Source organism: Leptolyngbya sp. 'hensonii' (genome assembly GCF_001939115.1).
GTDB lineage: Bacteria > Cyanobacteriota > Cyanobacteriia.
In genome coordinates this window covers 340,745-357,008 of the sequence record NZ_MQTZ01000041.1, presented here as the reverse complement: position 1 = coordinate 357,008, position 16,264 = coordinate 340,745, and the positions used below count along the sequence as shown (strand labels likewise).

Genomic DNA, 16,264 nt, shown 5'->3' with positions numbered 1-16,264 from the left:
CCAGGCAGAGCCTGAGCGCGAGGGAAGGAAAGGAAGTAATCCAATCACTAATAACTAATGGCTAATGACTAATGACACCGCCTGGAGCAAATTTTGGTCCCTTGATCCCACAGTTACCTTTCTCAACCATGGCTCCTTCGGAGCCTGTCCAATCCCGGTGCTTCAGGTACAGCAAGAGCTGCGCGATCGCCTGGAACGACAACCTCTCCACTTCTTTGGACGAGAGTGGGAAGGGTTGCTGGATCAGGCCCGTCGTGAGCTGGCTGCTTTTGTCGGAGCTGATCCAGAAGAACTGGCTTTTGTCCCTAACGCCACGACAGGGGTAAACACCGTACTGCGATCGCTGTTGCCGCAATTTGGCCCCGGCGACGAACTATTGACGACAAACCACGAGTACAATGCCTGTCGCAATGGGCTGAATTTTGTAGCGGAGCAAACTGGGGCCACAGTAGTGGTAGCAGAGGTGCCCTTTCCGATCGCAGATCCGGATCAGGTGGTGGAAGCAGTGCTGGCTAGGGCCAGTTCCCGCACCCGTCTGGCCCTGGTGGATCATGTGTCCAGTCAGACGGCTCTAATCTTTCCCCTGGCAGAACTGGTGGGACAACTGGCCGATCGGGGCATTCCAACCCTGGTAGATGGAGCCCATGCCCCAGGCATGATCCCCCTGAATCTATCTGCGATCGGCGCTGCGTACTACACAGGCAACTGCCATAAGTGGCTCTGTGCACCGAAGGGAGCCGCATTCCTCTACGTTCCCCCCGATCGCCAGGGCACCCTGCGCCCGCTCACCATCAGTCATGGAGCCAATTCTCCCCGGCGCGATCGATCCTTCTTCCACCTGGAGTTTGATTGGACCGGTACCGGCGATCCCACAGCTTATCTGGCGGTTCCAGAGGCGATTCGCTTTCTGGGGTCTCTACTACCCGGAGGTTGGCCAGAGTTAATGGCCAGCAACCACGATCGGGTTTTACAGGCTCGCCAGCTTTTAAGCCAGACCCTGTCCATTCCCCTTCCTGCTCCAGCAGAAATGATCGGAGCCATGGCGACCCTACCCCTTCCAGAGGGCCTGCCAGAATCCCTCTATGAAATACTTCTGGAGCAATTTCAGATTGAAGTTCCCATTATTCCCTGGACCTCTCCCCATAGCCGCCTAATCCGTATTTCCGCTCAAATTTATAACCAGCCGAATCAGTATCAGCACCTAGCCAGATCCCTGCTACAGTTACACCAGGAACGAGATTTTAGCTGAATTCTGGGAATACTGGTGGGTATGTAAGGAGAATCCCGGATGGCAAACAAGGAACACCTCGCTCTTTTAGAACAAGGCGTTGCCAGTTGGAACCAATGGTGGGACAGACAGACTGAGCAGGCAACGCAGGCCAATGGGGCTACCTCTGACATGGCAAACCTCAGGGAAGCAGATCTGCATGAGGCAGATTTGCGTCAGGTTAACTTGAGCGGAGCCGATCTCTGTATGGCCAATCTGGAAGGGGCCAATCTCAGGAATGCCAACCTGGAAGGGGCCAACTTATACACAGCCACTCTTTACATCGGTAATCTCAGGGAGGCCAATCTTTATCAGGCGGATCTGCGGGAAGTTAACCTCAGTCGAGCTGACCTATGCATGGCCAATCTGGAAAAGGCGAACCTGGCTATGGCCAATCTAGAAGGAGCCAGTTTATACACAGCTATCCTATATGTCGTGAATTTACGGGAAGCCAACCTGTATAAGGCTGATTTACGGGAAGTTACCCTGAGTCAGGCCAATATGCGGGAAGCCAACCTGCGATCTGCCGATTTACGGGAGGCGGACCTGAGTCTTTCCAATCTAGTTGGAGCAGATCTGAGTAAGGCCAGCCTTTATATGGCCAATCTGGTGCGGGCCAACCTGTGCATGGCCAATCTAGTAGGCACCAATTTGTATAAAGCCAACATGTTAGGGGTGAACCTAATTGGGGCCAACCTGTATAAGGCCAATCTACCAGGGGCTAACCTGCAACAGGCCGATTTGCGTGAGGCGACCCTGAGTCAGGCAAACCTGAGTCACACTAACTTACAGGGGGCTGACCTGTGCATGGCCAACCTGCAACAGGCCAATCTAACCAATGCCAATCTGATCAAAGCCAATCTCAGTAAAGCCAATCTTTGGGAGGCCAATCTGAACGGTGCCCGGTTAACGGGAGCAACCATGCCGGATGGCTCCAGGCATCCTTGAAAAATATAGGGTTACACGATTCGACTTCTCAAAAAATCGGATAGCTTAACTTCAAATTGAAAGATTTGAAATTTACACAGGATTTATCAAGTATTTACTGCCGGGAATTGAATTCGGGGATAAGCTAGCTGGGGCGGTGATTTACTGTTATCTTGATTGCCAATCTATTTGAACACCTGCAACAGGAAGGTTATGAGGATTTTAGTTACTGGTGGAGCGGGCTTTATCGGTTCCCATCTGATTGATCGTCTGATGGCGGAGAACCACGAAGTTCTCTGCCTGGATAATTTTTTTACCGGCCATAAGCGCAACATCCTCAAATGGCTGGGGAACCCTAACTTTGAACTGATTCGTCATGATGTGACTGAGCCAATTCGTCTGGAGGCTGACCAGATTTATCATCTGGCTTGCCCAGCCTCTCCTCAACATTATCAGTACAACCCAGTTAAAACGATCAAAACCAATGTCATGGGGACGCTGAACATGTTGGGGCTAGCGAAACGGGTCAAAGCCCGGTTTTTTCTGGCCTCCACCTCTGAAGTCTATGGTGATCCGGAAGTCCATCCCCAAACCGAAGACTACCGGGGCAATGTTAATCCGATCGGCATCCGATCTTGCTATGACGAGGGTAAGCGGGTCGCCGAAACCCTGGCCTTTGACTATATGCGCCAGAATGATGTTCAGATTCGGGTCGTGCGGATCTTCAATACCTATGGTCCCCGCATGTTAGAAAACGATGGTCGGGTGGTCAGCAATTTTATTGTTCAGGCCCTCCGCAATCATCCCCTGACCGTTTATGGCACAGGTTCACAAACTCGCAGCTTCTGCTATGTTTCTGATCTGGTGGAAGGCTTCATCCGGCTCATGAACAGTGACCATACGGGACCGGTGAACCTGGGCAACCCTGACGAATACACCATTCTGCAACTGGCTCAAACGATTCAAGAGATGATCAATCCCACTGGGGAAATTAAGTACGAACCCCTGCCCCAGGATGATCCCCGTCGGCGCAAGCCCGATATCACCCGAGCTAAAACCTGGCTGGGGTGGCAGCCCACCGTTCCCTTGAAAGAAGGTCTCACCCGCACGATCGCAGATTTCCGCTCCCGGATTACGGGCGAAACATCTGGTAATGCCTTGCTGGCGGATACGATCGGTGCTCCCTCTTCCCCCTGAGGGTAGCCTCACCCAGAGTTCTTCCGCTGTTTCAACAAACCCCATCCTACTATTTACGCTAACTAGAGGACCCATCCATGCGTGTTTGTGTCATCGGTACAGGATATGTCGGCCTTGTTACAGGAGCCTGTCTGGCTCACATTGGGCACCAGGTTATCTGTGTGGATAACAATGAAGAAAAAGTGAAATTAATGCAGGCCGGTCAATCTCCTATTTTCGAGCCGGGACTATCCGAGATCATGCAGGCGGCGATCCAGGCCGGTAAAATCGAGTTTACGACGGACCTGGGAGCCGGGGTAGCCCATGGAGAAATTCTCTTCATTGCAGTGGGCACACCTCCTTTGCCCACGGGTGAGAGCGATACCCGCTATGTGGAAGCCGTAGCCAAAGGGATTGGCGCTCATTTGACCGGTGGGTATAAGGTAATTGTGAACAAATCAACGGTGCCGATCGGCTCGGGAGACTGGGTCCGGCGGATTGTTCTGGATGGGATTCGGGAGCGCCAGCAATCCCTGATTCAGGCGGGCGATACCGCCGGGAGTGATGCGATCGACGAAATCAAAGATGACTTTGACGTGGTCAGCAACCCGGAATTTCTGCGGGAGGGTTCCGCCGTTTACGATACCTTCAATCCCGATCGCATCGTTCTGGGTGGCAACAGCCCCCGAGCCCTAGAGATGATGCAGGAACTCTATCTCCCAATTGTGGAGCGCAAGCATGCCGAAAATCATGCCCTGCCACCAGTGCCAGTGGTGCTAACGGACCTGAGCTCGGCAGAAATGATTAAATATGCTGCCAATGCCTTCCTGGCAACCAAGATTAGCTTTATCAATGAAGTGGCCAATATTTGCGATCGGGTGGGTGCCGATGTGACCCAGGTGGCTAAGGGGATCGGTCTGGATTCTCGAATTGGCAACAAGTTTCTGCAAGCCGGAATTGGCTGGGGGGGCTCCTGCTTCCCGAAGGATGTCTCCGCTCTGATCCATACCGCTGATGATTATGGGTATGAAGCCCAGTTGCTGAAAGCAGCCGTGAGCGTGAACCAGCGGCAACGGCTCCTGGCAGTTGAGAAGTTACAGCAGACCCTGAAGATTTTGAAAGGAAAAACGATCGGTCTGCTTGGCCTCACCTTTAAGCCCGATACCGATGACATGCGGGATGCCCCCGCCCTGGACCTGATCGAGCAACTCAGCCGTCTGGGAGCGAAAGTTAAAGCCTATGACCCGATCGTGTCTCAAACCGGGCTTCGCCATGGCTTATCGAATGTGCTGGTGGAAACGGATCCAGAACGGCTGGCAGATGGGTGTGATGCCCTGGTACTGGTGACCGATTGGCAACAGTTCCGCAATCTGGACTACGGCAAAATGGCCCAGTTCATGAGCCATGCCGTCATCATTGATGGGCGTAATTTCCTGAGCCAAGAAGTGCTGGAGCAGGCGGGTTTCCGTTATGTGGGCATTGGCCGCTGATTGGGCGGCAAGCATTAAAATGTTGGTTTTACTGGGCAGGGGTCTGGCCCCCTGCCCCCCGTTGGAGAACACCACGCATCCTCCAAATCACCTCCACGTCGAAGAAACGGTGAGACTGGAGCGATGCTCTAATCCTCTTCTTGGTCAGATTTCTCCTGATCGGATTCTGGGTTTTGCAGTTCTTCCTTGAAACCCCGTAGGGTTTTACCCAGGGCATTACCCAGCTCGGGGATCTTTTTCGGTCCAAAAATAATCACCGCAGCGATGATAATAATCACGACTTCGGGCCAACCTAAACCAAACATATGTGCTTTCTCCCATCGAAATCATCACTGATCCAGACAGATGCCCTGAGGGAGTAACTTTTTCAGTAAAATCCCCGATCGCCATCCTTTGACCTGGACGCCCCTATAATACGACAACCGAACAGGGTATACTCCGTTGGAGAAGATTGGATGGAAGAAACAGAGTCATGGTAGCGGCGGTAATACTGGCGGCTGGCAAAGGAACAAGAATGAAATCTGACCTGCCCAAGGTACTTCACAACCTGGGGGGACGATCGCTGGTCGAACGGGTGATTAGCAGCCTGTCAGAAATTCAGGTGGATCGGCAACTGGTGATTATTGGATATCAGGGGCAACTGGTCCAGCAAACCTTACAGACTTTGCCCCAGATCGAGTTTGTCGAACAGCAGGAACAGCTAGGAACGGGCCATGCCGTGCAACAAGTCCTGCCCCATTTACAGGGATATCCAGGAGATGTGCTGGTGCTGAATGGGGATGTGCCCCTGCTGCGCCCCCAGACCCTAAAGCTTCTGATTGACACTCACCGACAACACCAGAATGCCGCCACCATCCTCACCGCCCAACTGGCCAATCCTAAAGGCTATGGTCGGGTGTTCTGTGATGGTCAAAATATTCTCAAGCAAATTGTGGAGGACCGGGACTGTACCCCGGCCCAGCGCCAGAATCACCGGGTTAATGCGGGCATCTACTGTTTCCGCTGGGCTGATCTGGCAGAAGCATTGCCCAGGCTCCGGGCCGATAATGACCAGCAGGAATATTACCTGACCGATGTGGTCAGTGATATGGGTCAGGTGATGGCCGTGGATGTGGACGATTATCAGGAAATCCTGGGGATCAACGATCGCAAGCAACTGGCCAGCGCCTACAGCATCCTGCAAACTCGGATTAAGGATCGCTGGATGGCTGCCGGGGTCACCCTGATCGACCCAGATAGCGTCACCATTGATGACACCGTGCAGTTACATCCCGATGTGGTGATTGAACCCCAAACCCACCTGCGAGGCCAGACCGTGATTGGAGCAGGTTCCCGGATTGGTCCCGGTAGTCTGATTGAAAACAGCCAGATTGGGGAGCGGGTGACGGTGCTCTTCTCGGTGGTCAGCGACAGCCAGGTGGCCGCAGATAGCCGGATTGGTCCCTATGCCCATCTGCGCGGCCACTCTAGCATCGGGGCGGCCTGCCGCATCGGCAATTTCGTCGAGTTAAAAAATGCCACCCTGGGCGATCGCACCAATGCGGCCCATCTCTCCTATCTGGGGGATGCCACCCTGGGGAATCAGGTCAATATTGGAGCGGGTACCATTACGGCCAACTATGATGGGGTGAGAAAACACCACACCACGATCGGCGATCGCAGCAAAACCGGGTCTAACAGTGTCCTAGTCGCTCCCCTGACGATCGGGGAAGATGTGACAGTTGCCGCTGGGTCCACCATCACCAAGGATGTGCCCTCGGATGCCCTGGTGATTGCCCGCACCCGTCAGATTGTCAAACAGGGGTGGCGGCCAAAAGCATGACATGGCCCTGCAAATCTGATATCACCAAATGAAAGAGACCAGCATGCTGCGGAATCAATGGACATGACAGAAGACGTACTGGAGCGAGAGCGGCAATTTCATGACCTCTGGGCCGCTGCGATCGAGGTGGATGGTATCAATGTCAAAGACTACTTTGAAGCCTGCACAGCCCCAGAGAACCGCTTCATTCTGCAAAAAATCGGAGACTTGCGGGGGAAGTCCCTGCTAGATCTGGGCTGTGGGGCCGGGGAAAGCAGCGTTTACTTCAGTCAGCGGGGAGCCTGCTGTGTGGCCTCTGATTATTCTCCCGGCATGGTAGACGTTACCCTCAAGCTGGCTGCTGCTAACGGGGTACAACTGGAGGGGAAAACCATCAACGCGATGGAAATTGACTTCCCAAACAACACGTTCGATCTGGTCTATGCCGCCAATCTGCTCCATCACCTGCCTGATGCAGACAGAGCCCTGCAGGAAATGCATCGGGTGGTGAAGCCAGGGGGCAAAGTTTGCTTCTGGGACCCCCTGCGGCATAATCCCATCATCAATATCTACCGGCAAATGGCAACGGCAGTCAGAACCGAAGATGAATCACCCCTCGATATCCGTATTGTCGATCGTATCCAGTCCCTGTTCAGCCAGACCGAATACGACACCTTCTGGCTAGCCAGTCTGCTGATTTTCTGCCAGTTCTATCTGATCGAGCGGGTCGATCCGAATCAGGAACGCTACTGGAAAAAGATTATTTCTGAGCAAGCCCGATTAGAACCCACCTATCTGCGGCTGGAAAAATTAGATCAACTGCTGAAGAAAATCCCCCTGTTGCGCCGATTTGCCTGGAATCTGGCGGTGGTGGCCACGAAATGAAATCCCAGAACTCTCTAACCCTGGTCTGGCGGTATGGGTGGACCTATGCCCTACTGGGAGCGATCGCCCTCCTGATGCTGTTCCCCCTCCTCTGGCTGATCAGCACCTCCCTCAAATCCCCCTGGGAAAACCTGTTCCAGTATCCGCCCCAGTTCTTGCCCGCTGCCCCCACCCTACAGAATTATCTGGAAGTATGGCAGACCACCCCCTTTGGCCGCTATCTATTCAACAGTGTGCTGGTCTCCGGACTAACAGTGGTTCTGAATCTCATTTGCTGCGCCCTGGCCGCTTATCCCCTGGCCCGTCTCACCTTTCGGGGTCGAGATCTGATCTTCACCACGATCGTCACCACCATTCTGATTCCCTTCCAGATCGTCATGATTCCCCTTTACATCCTGACGGTGCAGTTGGGCCTCCGCAACACCTATCTGGGGATGATTTTTCCCGCGATCGCCTCTGCCTTTGGCATCTTTCTGCTGCGACAGGCGTTCCAGGGAGTGCCCAAGGAACTGGAGGAAGCCGCCCGCATCGATGGATGCTCAGAGTTAGGACTGTGGTGGCACGTCATGCTGCCCTCCGTACGTCCAGCTTTGGTGACGCTGGCTATTTTCGTGTTCATTGGCTCCTGGAGTGATTTCCTCTGGCCCCTGATTGTGGTGGATCAGCCAGAATTCTACACCCTGCCCGTGGGTGTCGCTAAGCTGGAAGGGATCTTTTCCGGCAACTGGCGACTGATTGCAGCAGGTTCCGTCATTTCGATCGCCCCCATCCTTCTGTTTTTCCTGATTATGCAGCGATATATCGTTCCAACCGAAGCAGGGAGCGGCTTAAAGGGTTAATTATGTCCAACGGCTACAACTCCACGTTGCATCACCACTTGCGCGGCGGCAACATCTCGGACAGGGACATATCCACACTCATCACAAGGATGTACCCGTTCACTGAGTTCCTTTTTGGGCGTTGCTGCCTGAATCGATTTATCTGTTTTGGTAATTTGAAGGCAATTCTCCGATCGGGGGTGTCGGGGGTGCATTCAGATCCACCGCAATTGCTGCATTGAGGGCATCCATCGCTGCACTCTGGCGAGAGGCATCGGCTTTGTCTACGGCTTTCGCCCAACTCAAACCAAACTGATCGGCTTCATTCCGATTTTGCCAGATGGCCTCGGCATTCTGAATCACAAAGTTACGATAGGCAGGTTTGGGGCTGGCTTCATACAAATAGGCCAGGTTCCGGATAAAAATTCCTTTGAATTGAGGACCGTCGTTACCGCAATCGGGTTCACAGGGTTCTTGCAAGATGCCATTCGGAGCCAATGCCTGAATTGCGGCATCGGCGATCGCCTCTGCCTGAGCCAGCAGCGTTGGATCCTTGGTGGCGCGATACAGATCCACCAAAGCTCCCAGAATAACACCCTGATTGTAGGTCCAGGTTGTCTGGCCATTGTTGCGACAATCATCGGTGAGGCCATCATTCACCAGACTGTTGCCGTTAATCATGCCGCTGTGCTGAAACCAGGCCCAGGTCTTTAAGGCCCAGTCCAGGTATTCCCGATCGTCGGGTGTCCGCAGGTGCAGCCGCACCGCCACCGCCAGAAATAGTTCGTTGGTGATGGCGTTTTTGTAAGTCCGGTTCTTTTTCCACCACAGGCCCCCCTGACAAACACTATCCCACCCCTGCTTCATATCCTCAAAGATACTTTTTGCCATCTCCAGATAGCGGGGATTGTGGGTCAGATCATAGGCTTTGATCCAGGCTAAGGCCCACCAGCCCTGGTCATCGTAAAACCAGGGATTCAAAAAGCCGGTGTGTTTGTTCTTCTCGAAGGTGTTGAAGATGTTGCCCCGGTAGGTGAGGGTGTTGGTGACGCGGGAGTAGTCGATCGTGGTTTCCAGGGCGTTGGCAGCGTTCCACCAGCCTGTGGTATCCCAGAGACCTGTGGTTAGATTGTAGAAAAGTTGCAGAGCAGCCATCCCGGCAGCAGCATTGGGCATAGTTAGTATCCATTCAAACGGGTGGGGTGGGAGCTTTGCCAGAAACAGTTTCAAAGCAACGCTTGTTCATCGGAAGTGTTGCCTGTAATCCTTTGATCTGGCTATTCCCGATCGATATTCGTTAGCACCTTTCCCAGATCGGGATGGTCAATCAGATCAAAAACCTTAAATCTGAGGGGGATATCAGAGGGAGTCGCTAAAATAATCGGCGGAGTCTTTCCATTCATTGACTAAGGATTACAGTGCTATGTCAGACCTGAATCGCGGAATCATGAAGTTCGAAGGTGCAGATAAGCCCGTGGCTGTTGCGCTCTCTGGCATTCTAGTGCTGGGAGCGATCGCTATTTTGATCCTGTGGGCTCTCAATTTTGCCTACGCTTCTTAGACGTGACTCTTGAGAGATTGATATTGTCAATTAGTCCTGCTTCAGTCTGAAAGTAAACCCGATCCTACCGGAACATCATTCCTGGCGATCGGGTTTTCTAATTCTGCTCGCAGGAAGTCGAACAGACCTCGCTATGATTGGGGGAAAGGATAGGTTTTAGGGAATCATGGCGATCGTCGAAACAGAGGGGCTGGGGAAGGTTTACCCGGTAGCGATGAAAGAGCCCACTTTAAAGGGGACGTTGCGCCATTTTTTGCGTCGCACCTACCGCAACATCGAAGCCGTTAAAGGGGTATCATTCCAGATTGAACCAGGGGAGGTTGTGGGCTTCCTGGGGCCGAATGGAGCTGGGAAAACCACGACCCTGAAAATGCTGACGGGGCTGATCCATCCTTCGGCAGGCCAGGTCCGGGTGGCGGGGCATGTTCCCTTTAAACGAGAGACTGCTTTCCTGAAGCAGATTACCCTGGTCATGGGCCAAAAACAACAGCTGATCTGGGATCTGCCAGCTCTGGACTCGTTGCGGATTAACGCAGCGGTCTATGACATCAGTGAGCGGGAATTTCGCTATCGGGTGGAGGAACTGGCAAATATGCTGGCCCTGCACGAGAAGCTGACCCAGCCTGTCCGCAAACTCTCCCTGGGGGAGCGGATGAAAGCGGAATTGCTGGCGGCCCTGCTGCATCGGCCCCAGGTCCTGTTTCTGGACGAGCCAACCTTGGGGCTGGATGTCAACGCCCAGGCAGCTGTGCGGGATTTTTTGCGAGAATATAATCAGCGCTATGGGGCAACTATTTTGCTAACCAGCCACTACATGGCCGATATCATCGCGCTTTGCCAGCGGGTGCTGCTGATTCACCAGGGACAGTTGATTTATGACGGCAGACTGGATGGGTTGCTCGATCGCTTTGCCCCCTACCGTCAGGTTCAGATCGAATTCAAGTGCCCCTACTCCCAACTGGACCTCGCAGCCTATGGGGAACTGTCCAGGCTGGATGGCCAGACCGCCTGCTTTACGGTGCAGCGAGAAGCTTTGACGGGGACAGTTTCCCGGATTCTGGCAGAGCTGGATGTGCTGGATCTGACAGTGCAAGATCCGCCGATCGAGGAAGTTATTGGTCGCGTCTTTGAAGTGGGAACGGTAGCCTCTGCCTGAAAAAACCTCGGGAGCCTGCAGGGGCCAGAAGTCAGAATCCAATCTGTCTGACGCGAAGGTGATAGGGACATAACTTAATGGCTCCACAAGCTTTATCACCCGATCGGACGATCCTCCCAGACGAAGTTCCCAACATGATAGTGATGTACTACAAGTAATACTGCTTAACAATTTTTGTTCTGACTCTTTGAGTCTCTTTGTCCCGCATCACCACACAACACCATGCAATCCTTACCCGAAGGAACTTCGATTTCTGCCGCAGCCCCAGAGCAGGAGGGAGGCGAAACAGGACCCTCTCGTCCCAAGCCGAGGAGATTTTTACTCCCGGCTATTTTGTTAACAATCCTGCTACTCCTGGGGGGTGGAGCTTGGCTGATCTTCAGTCGCTTGCTGGCTCCTCTGGCTTCCCTGGGGCAGGGTGGTCCTCCTCCCTTGCCAGTGAAAACAGCCCCGGTGACGACAGCCACGATCGAAGACAGCTCTGAATACGTAGCCAGTCTCCAATCTCGTCAGTCGGTTACCCTGCGTCCCCGAGTTGCGGGTCAGGTTCAGGAGATTCTGGTTCGAGCTGGGGATCCAGTGACTGCAGGGCAAACCGTCCTGCAGATTGACCCGGCAGAGCAGGAGGCCGTGGTTAGCAACCGACAGTTTGCCGTTGAAACCTCCCTGGCCGAGATCGAATCAGCCCGTGCTGATGCGGCCAATGCCAGAGATGCTCTGCAGTCCCTTGAGGCGATTCGTCAGGCTCGCCAGGCCGATGTCAGACTGAATCAGCAGGAGTACGATCGGTTCCAACGACTTTATCGGGAGGGGGCGGCCAGTCGCCAACTGCTGGATCAGAAATTGAACAGCCTCCAGACGGCCCAGGCTGAACTGTTAGAAGCTGAGGCCGATATTCGAGCCCAACGGGCGATCATAGCCCGCCAGGAATCCAACATTACCCGCAGTCAGCGTGCCTTCAACGAAGCTCAGAGCAATGTGACTCAGCAGGAGGTTCAGCTTCAGTACTACACCATCGCTGCACCTTTTAATGGCACGGTGGGGGATATTCCGATCAAAGTAGGGGACTATGTCAGCAGTACTACCTCGCTGCTGAGCATCACTCAGAATAAGGAACTGGAAATTCAGGTGGGGATTCCGATCGAAAAAGCCCCCCGTCTCCGCAAAGGGTTGCCCGTCCAGTTGATCAGCCAGGCTGGGGGTCGTCCCCTGAAAACTGGACGAATCTTCTTCATTGCTCCTGATGTCGATCCGCAGTCCCAATCAGTCCTGGTGAAGGCCGTGTTTGACAATGCCGATGGCAAGCTTCGCACCCAGCAGTTTATTGGAGCCCGGATTATCTGGGCTCGACAGGCCAATGGGGTTTTGGTTCCCGTTACAGCCATTGCCCGTCAGGCGGGCAAGGACTTTGTCTTTGTCCCAGAACGATATGATGCCCGGTGCAAGGCAACGGATGAGCAGCAGGGTAAACCGAAAGGACGGTTACCCAAGGATGATCAACTGGTCGTGCGCCAGCAAATTATTCGGAGCGGAAAAATCATCGGCAATAATCAGGAGGTTTTGGAAGGGCTAAAACCCTCCGATCGGATTGCGGTGGATAACCTGTTGCAACTGCAAGACTGTGCGCCCATCAGTGAACAGGGCAGCACAAACGCTGAAAAATCAGAGGGCAAATCCTGATGATCCTCTCCATATCTGATTTCTTCATTCGGCGGCCCGTTCTGGCTACCGTCTGTTCCATCATCATTACTCTGCTCGGTATTGCGGCCATTCCGCTGCTACCGGTGGCTCAATTCCCGGATATCACCCCTCCCCAGGTTACGGTGACAGCCAATTACGTGGGAGCCAATGCGGAGGTGGTTGAATCCACCGTCACCAATATCCTGGAGCGGGAATTGAATGGGGTGGAGGGGGTCAAGTACATTAGCTCCACCAGCGCCAATGATGGCACCAGTAGCATCAATCTCACCTTCGAACTGGAGCGGAATAAGGACATTGCCGCTGTCGATGTGCAAAACCGGGTGGCGACCGTGCTATCCCGTCTGCCTGGTCCCGTGACCCAGACAGGAGTGCGGGTGGAGAAGGAAAACAGCGGCTTCCTGCTGGCGATCGGGATCTACTCCGACACCGGGCCAGATGGTAAACCCCTTTATGACGACATCTACCTGAGCAACTACACCGACCTGTATATCGCAGATGCGGTTAAACGCATCAAGGGGGTCGGTAATGTAATCATCTTCGGAGAGCGGAAGTATGCCATGCGCCTCTGGCTGGACCCAACTCGATTGGCCAGTCGAGGATTGAGTCCTCAGGATGTGGTAAGTGCGCTGCAAGATCAGAACCTGCAGGTGGGAGCAGGGCAGGTAGGTCAACAACCTGCCCCGCCCGATCAACAATATCAGATGACGATCAGCGCCAAAGGCAGGCTGAAGACAGAAGCAGAGTTTGGGGATATCGTCATTCCATCGGCTCAGAATGGAACGCTGGTTTACCTGCGAGATATCGGGCGGGTTGAACTGGGAGCCGAAAACTATGGCAGTATTCTGCGCTTCGGGCGCAGGGACGATAAAACAGGTGAGATGGTTATTTCCCAGGGGATTGGCATGGGGGTTTCCCAGCTTCCCGGCAGTAATGCTCTGGATGTAGCCGATGCCGTACTGGCAGAAATGACCCGTCTGGCAGAGAGTTTTCCCCCCGGGTTGCACTACCAGGACGCTTTTAATACCACAGCCTTTATTAAGGCCGGTGTGGAAGAGGTGGTCAAGACCCTGTTTGAGACGGTGGGTCTGGTGATTCTGGTCATCTTCCTGTTTCTGCAAAACTGGCGCTCTACACTGATTCCCAGTATTGCGATTCCGGTTTCCCTGATCGGAACCTTCATGTTCGTCGAGCTCCTCGGGTTTAGTATCAACACCCTGACCCTGTTCGGCATCTCCCTGGCTACGGGGCTGGTGGTGGATGATGCCATTATCGTGGTGGAGGATATTACCCGCCGAATTCAAGATCAGGGTTTGAGCCCCTTTGAAGCGGCTCGACAATCGATGGATGCCCTGTTCAGTGCCGTGATTGCCACATCCCTGGTGCTGATCGCGGTGTTTGTGCCTGTGGCGTTTTTTCCTGGCACCACTGGCCAGCTTTATAAACAGTTTGCGCTGACGATCGCCTTTTCGATTACGATTTCTACCTTTAATGCCATTACCCTGACCCCAACTCTGGCAGCCCTGCTTCTGCGTCGGGGACAAACGCCCAATAACTGGTTTTTTAATGGCATCAACCGCTGGATCGGATGGACCCGTGGAGGGTATGAGCGCAACTTGAATCGGACGGTACGCTGGAAGTGGGGGGTGCTGGCCCTGTTTACGGGAGGACTGGTCTTAACATCCTGGTTCTATGGCTTTGTGCCGAAGGCATTTATCCCGGAGGAAGATCAGGGTTACTTCATTACGATCGTCCAGGGACCGGAAGGTGTCTCTCTTAATTACACGACCGATGTCCTGAAAAAAGCTGAGGCGATTATTCAGGAAGAACCGGAAGTGAAGAACATTTTTGCTGTCGGTGGCTTTAGCTTCAGTGGAAATACCCCTAACAACGGGATTATCTTCACCACTTTGAAACCCTGGGATGAGCGGAAAGGTTCGAAGAGTACGGCTCAGGCGATTATTGGTACCCCCTTCCCACCCCCCGGTTCTGGGCTTTTCCCGAAACTGCTGGGTATTAAGGATGCCATTGTGATTCCCTTTTCACCCCCAGCCATTCAGGGGCTGGGTAACTTTGGGGGCTTTTCCTTCCAGCTCCAGGATCAGCGGGGATTGGGGTTTGGAGCCATGGGCGAAACCCTGGGTAAATTCCTGGGGCGGGCCACCACCTATCCTTCGCCCCAGAGTCCTCAACTGGCGGGTCTGCGACCTAACTTCAGTGTCAACACCCCCCAATTGAGTGTGGAAGTGGATCGGGTACGGGCGAATGCGCTTCAAGTCTCTCTCAGTGAGGTTTTCAGTACTCTGCAAATCTTCCTGGGTTCCCAGTATGTCAATGACTTTAACCAGTTTGAACGCACCTATCGGGTCTATGTCCAGGCTGATCAGCAGTTTCGCAGCAGCCCGGAGGATATTGGGAAGCTGTATGTGCGATCGCGCACAGGCCAGATGATTCCCCTGAGCAACCTGGTGACGGTGAAGCAAACGACCGCACCCTCTATCATCAACCACTTCAACCTGTTCCGCTCGATCGAAATCCAGGGTGGACCTGCCCCGGGGGTTAGTTCTGGACAAGCGATCGCGGCCATGCAGCAGATCGCCAAAGAAACCCTGCCCCGGGGGTTTGGCTATGAGTGGTCCGGGATTGCTCTGGAAGAAATTCAGGCCGGTGGACAGGCCCTGCTGATCTTTGGCCTGGGTGTTGTCTTCGTGTTTCTGGTGTTGGCGGCCCAGTACGAAAGCTACATTGACCCCGTAATTATCATGCTGACGGTGCCACTGGCTATTCTGGGGGCACTATTCACAGTCTGGTTGCGGGGGATGATGAACTTCCTCCTCAGCCTTGCCACGGGAGTTCCCCTTCCTGCTTTTGCGAATGATGTCTACACCCAGATCGGTCTAGTAATGCTGGTGGGGATTGCCAGTAAAAACGCCATTCTGATTGTGGAGTTTGCCAACCAGCTTCGGGAAGAGGGGGAGACCATCGTTCGGTCTGCGATTAAGGCTTCTGAAGGTCGCCTGCGACCGATTCTGATGACGGCCTTTGCCTCTGTTGCGGGTGCAATTCCCCTATTGGTTGCTGGGGGAGCTGGAGCCGCAGCCCGCCAATCCCTGGGGACGGCGATCGTGGGCGGGATTTGTGTCGCCACAGTGCTGAGTCTGTTTGTGATTCCGGTGCTCTATATCATCATCAAAGGGCTTGAGGCCCGTCTGGGGCTGAAATCTCACAACCCAGCACCTGCTGGAGAGGCCAGTTTCTCCAACGATGGTAAAGGCTCCTACAGTGGTAATGGGGCCTCGCCGGAGACTCCACACCACGACAGCAGTCCGGCCCAACGGGAGAAACTCTAGGGAGGTTGGTTCAACGTTGGGGATATGTACTGCATTGTGAGTTATGGCTTTTTGCAGGGGGCCAGCCCCCTGCAAAAAGGTTGAAGTTTAATGACTCGCTTGAATGCTTACGCACCCGACGCGGATAGTCTGATG

At 53.8% G+C, this 16,264-nt stretch carries 14 protein-coding genes; 11 read left to right on the top strand and 3 right to left on the bottom strand.

From position 1 onward, the window contains the following. Window positions 1-64 precede the first annotated feature (64 nt). The 4 genes from BST81_RS13445 (at window position 65) to BST81_RS13430 (ending at window position 4,860) form a co-directional block, all read left to right on the top strand. Window positions 65-1,249: an aminotransferase class V-fold PLP-dependent enzyme gene (locus tag BST81_RS13445; RefSeq protein ID WP_075598997.1), complete on the top strand. Its 1,185-nt coding sequence runs from the start codon at window positions 65-67 to the stop codon at window positions 1,247-1,249. A gap of 39 nt (window positions 1,250-1,288) precedes the next feature. Next, entirely contained in the window at window positions 1,289-2,215 is a 927-nt protein-coding gene (locus BST81_RS13440; RefSeq protein ID WP_075598996.1) for a pentapeptide repeat-containing protein, read from the top strand. 192 nt (window positions 2,216-2,407) lie between these two features. Next, window positions 2,408-3,391: a UDP-glucuronic acid decarboxylase family protein gene (locus BST81_RS13435; protein ID WP_075598995.1), complete on the top strand. Its 984-nt coding sequence runs from the start codon at window positions 2,408-2,410 to the stop codon at window positions 3,389-3,391. 77 nt (window positions 3,392-3,468) lie between these two features. Further along, complete coding sequence (locus BST81_RS13430) at window positions 3,469-4,860, top strand: UDP-glucose/GDP-mannose dehydrogenase family protein (RefSeq protein ID WP_075598994.1); 1,392 nt, start codon at window positions 3,469-3,471, stop codon at window positions 4,858-4,860. A gap of 128 nt (window positions 4,861-4,988) precedes the next feature. Here the strand turns inward: BST81_RS13430 and BST81_RS13425 are convergent, their stop codons facing one another. Beyond that, window positions 4,989-5,165, bottom strand: a complete 177-nt coding sequence (locus tag BST81_RS13425) for a twin-arginine translocase TatA/TatE family subunit (RefSeq protein WP_075598993.1) — start codon at window positions 5,163-5,165, stop codon at window positions 4,989-4,991. A gap of 167 nt (window positions 5,166-5,332) precedes the next feature. Between BST81_RS13425 and glmU the strand changes: the two genes are divergently transcribed. From glmU to BST81_RS13410, 3 genes are all read left to right on the top strand, one after another. Then, window positions 5,333-6,682, top strand: a complete 1,350-nt coding sequence (glmU, locus tag BST81_RS13420) for a bifunctional UDP-N-acetylglucosamine diphosphorylase/glucosamine-1-phosphate N-acetyltransferase GlmU (RefSeq protein ID WP_075598992.1) — start codon at window positions 5,333-5,335, stop codon at window positions 6,680-6,682. Between the two features lie 63 nt (window positions 6,683-6,745). Further along, the gene (locus BST81_RS13415; RefSeq protein WP_075598991.1) at window positions 6,746-7,546 is read left to right on the top strand and encodes a class I SAM-dependent methyltransferase; all 801 of its coding nucleotides are present in this window, start codon (window positions 6,746-6,748) and stop codon (window positions 7,544-7,546) included. Further along, on the top strand, window positions 7,543-8,385 hold the full coding sequence (locus BST81_RS13410; protein WP_075598990.1) for a carbohydrate ABC transporter permease: 843 nt from the start codon (window positions 7,543-7,545) through the stop codon (window positions 8,383-8,385). Before BST81_RS13415 ends, BST81_RS13410 begins: the two co-directional genes overlap by 4 nt. Before the next feature lie 138 nt (window positions 8,386-8,523). Here the strand turns inward: BST81_RS13410 and BST81_RS13400 are convergent, their stop codons facing one another. Both BST81_RS13400 and BST81_RS29140 read right to left on the bottom strand, forming a co-directional pair. After that, a complete protein-coding gene (locus tag BST81_RS13400; protein ID WP_075598988.1) occupies window positions 8,524-9,540 on the bottom strand; it encodes a glycoside hydrolase family 76 protein in 1,017 nt (338 codons plus the stop codon). A gap of 101 nt (window positions 9,541-9,641) precedes the next feature. Continuing rightward, window positions 9,642-9,767 carry a hypothetical protein gene (locus BST81_RS29140; protein ID WP_290439440.1) on the bottom strand — a complete coding sequence of 42 codons (126 nt, stop codon included), beginning with the start codon at window positions 9,765-9,767 and terminating at the stop codon, window positions 9,642-9,644. Window positions 9,768-9,811: 44 nt separating this feature from the next. Between BST81_RS29140 and BST81_RS28470 the strand changes: the two genes are divergently transcribed. The 4 genes from BST81_RS28470 to BST81_RS13385 all read left to right on the top strand — a co-directional run bounded on the left by BST81_RS28470 (window position 9,812) and on the right by BST81_RS13385 (window position 16,129). After that, the gene (locus tag BST81_RS28470; RefSeq protein WP_216351345.1) at window positions 9,812-9,925 is read left to right on the top strand and encodes an RNA polymerase subunit sigma; all 114 of its coding nucleotides are present in this window, start codon (window positions 9,812-9,814) and stop codon (window positions 9,923-9,925) included. Window positions 9,926-10,091: 166 nt separating this feature from the next. Beyond that, entirely contained in the window at window positions 10,092-11,081 is a 990-nt protein-coding gene (locus BST81_RS13395) for an ATP-binding cassette domain-containing protein (protein WP_075598987.1), read from the top strand. A 222-nt stretch (window positions 11,082-11,303) separates the two neighbouring features. Continuing rightward, window positions 11,304-12,761: an efflux RND transporter periplasmic adaptor subunit gene (locus BST81_RS13390; RefSeq protein WP_083636851.1), complete on the top strand. Its 1,458-nt coding sequence runs from the start codon at window positions 11,304-11,306 to the stop codon at window positions 12,759-12,761. Further along, a complete protein-coding gene (locus BST81_RS13385) occupies window positions 12,761-16,129 on the top strand; it encodes an efflux RND transporter permease subunit (RefSeq protein WP_075598986.1) in 3,369 nt (1,122 codons plus the stop codon). The genes BST81_RS13390 and BST81_RS13385 overlap by 1 nt, the downstream gene beginning before the upstream one ends. Window positions 16,130-16,264 lie beyond the last annotated feature (135 nt).

What these genes read in the sequence shown, in the direction of transcription:
- BST81_RS13445 (WP_075598997.1), top strand. Translation starts at nt 65, where the DNA reads ATGACTAATGACACCGCCTGGAGCAAATTTTGGTCCCTTGATCCCACA.
- BST81_RS13440 (WP_075598996.1), top strand. Translation starts at nt 1,289, where the DNA reads ATGGCAAACAAGGAACACCTCGCTCTTTTAGAACAAGGCGTTGCCAGT.
- BST81_RS13435 (WP_075598995.1), top strand. Translation starts at nt 2,408, where the DNA reads ATGAGGATTTTAGTTACTGGTGGAGCGGGCTTTATCGGTTCCCATCTG.
- BST81_RS13430 (WP_075598994.1), top strand. Translation starts at nt 3,469, where the DNA reads ATGCGTGTTTGTGTCATCGGTACAGGATATGTCGGCCTTGTTACAGGA.
- BST81_RS13425 (WP_075598993.1), bottom strand. Translation starts at nt 5,165, where the DNA reads ATGTTTGGTTTAGGTTGGCCCGAAGTCGTGATTATTATCATCGCTGCG.
- glmU (WP_075598992.1), top strand. Translation starts at nt 5,333, where the DNA reads ATGGTAGCGGCGGTAATACTGGCGGCTGGCAAAGGAACAAGAATGAAA.
- BST81_RS13415 (WP_075598991.1), top strand. Translation starts at nt 6,746, where the DNA reads ATGACAGAAGACGTACTGGAGCGAGAGCGGCAATTTCATGACCTCTGG.
- BST81_RS13410 (WP_075598990.1), top strand. Translation starts at nt 7,543, where the DNA reads ATGAAATCCCAGAACTCTCTAACCCTGGTCTGGCGGTATGGGTGGACC.
- BST81_RS13400 (WP_075598988.1), bottom strand. Translation starts at nt 9,540, where the DNA reads ATGCCCAATGCTGCTGCCGGGATGGCTGCTCTGCAACTTTTCTACAAT.
- BST81_RS29140 (WP_290439440.1), bottom strand. Translation starts at nt 9,767, where the DNA reads ATGAATGGAAAGACTCCGCCGATTATTTTAGCGACTCCCTCTGATATC.
- BST81_RS28470 (WP_216351345.1), top strand. Translation starts at nt 9,812, where the DNA reads ATGAAGTTCGAAGGTGCAGATAAGCCCGTGGCTGTTGCGCTCTCTGGC.
- BST81_RS13395 (WP_075598987.1), top strand. Translation starts at nt 10,092, where the DNA reads ATGGCGATCGTCGAAACAGAGGGGCTGGGGAAGGTTTACCCGGTAGCG.
- BST81_RS13390 (WP_083636851.1), top strand. Translation starts at nt 11,304, where the DNA reads ATGCAATCCTTACCCGAAGGAACTTCGATTTCTGCCGCAGCCCCAGAG.
- BST81_RS13385 (WP_075598986.1), top strand. Translation starts at nt 12,761, where the DNA reads ATGATCCTCTCCATATCTGATTTCTTCATTCGGCGGCCCGTTCTGGCT.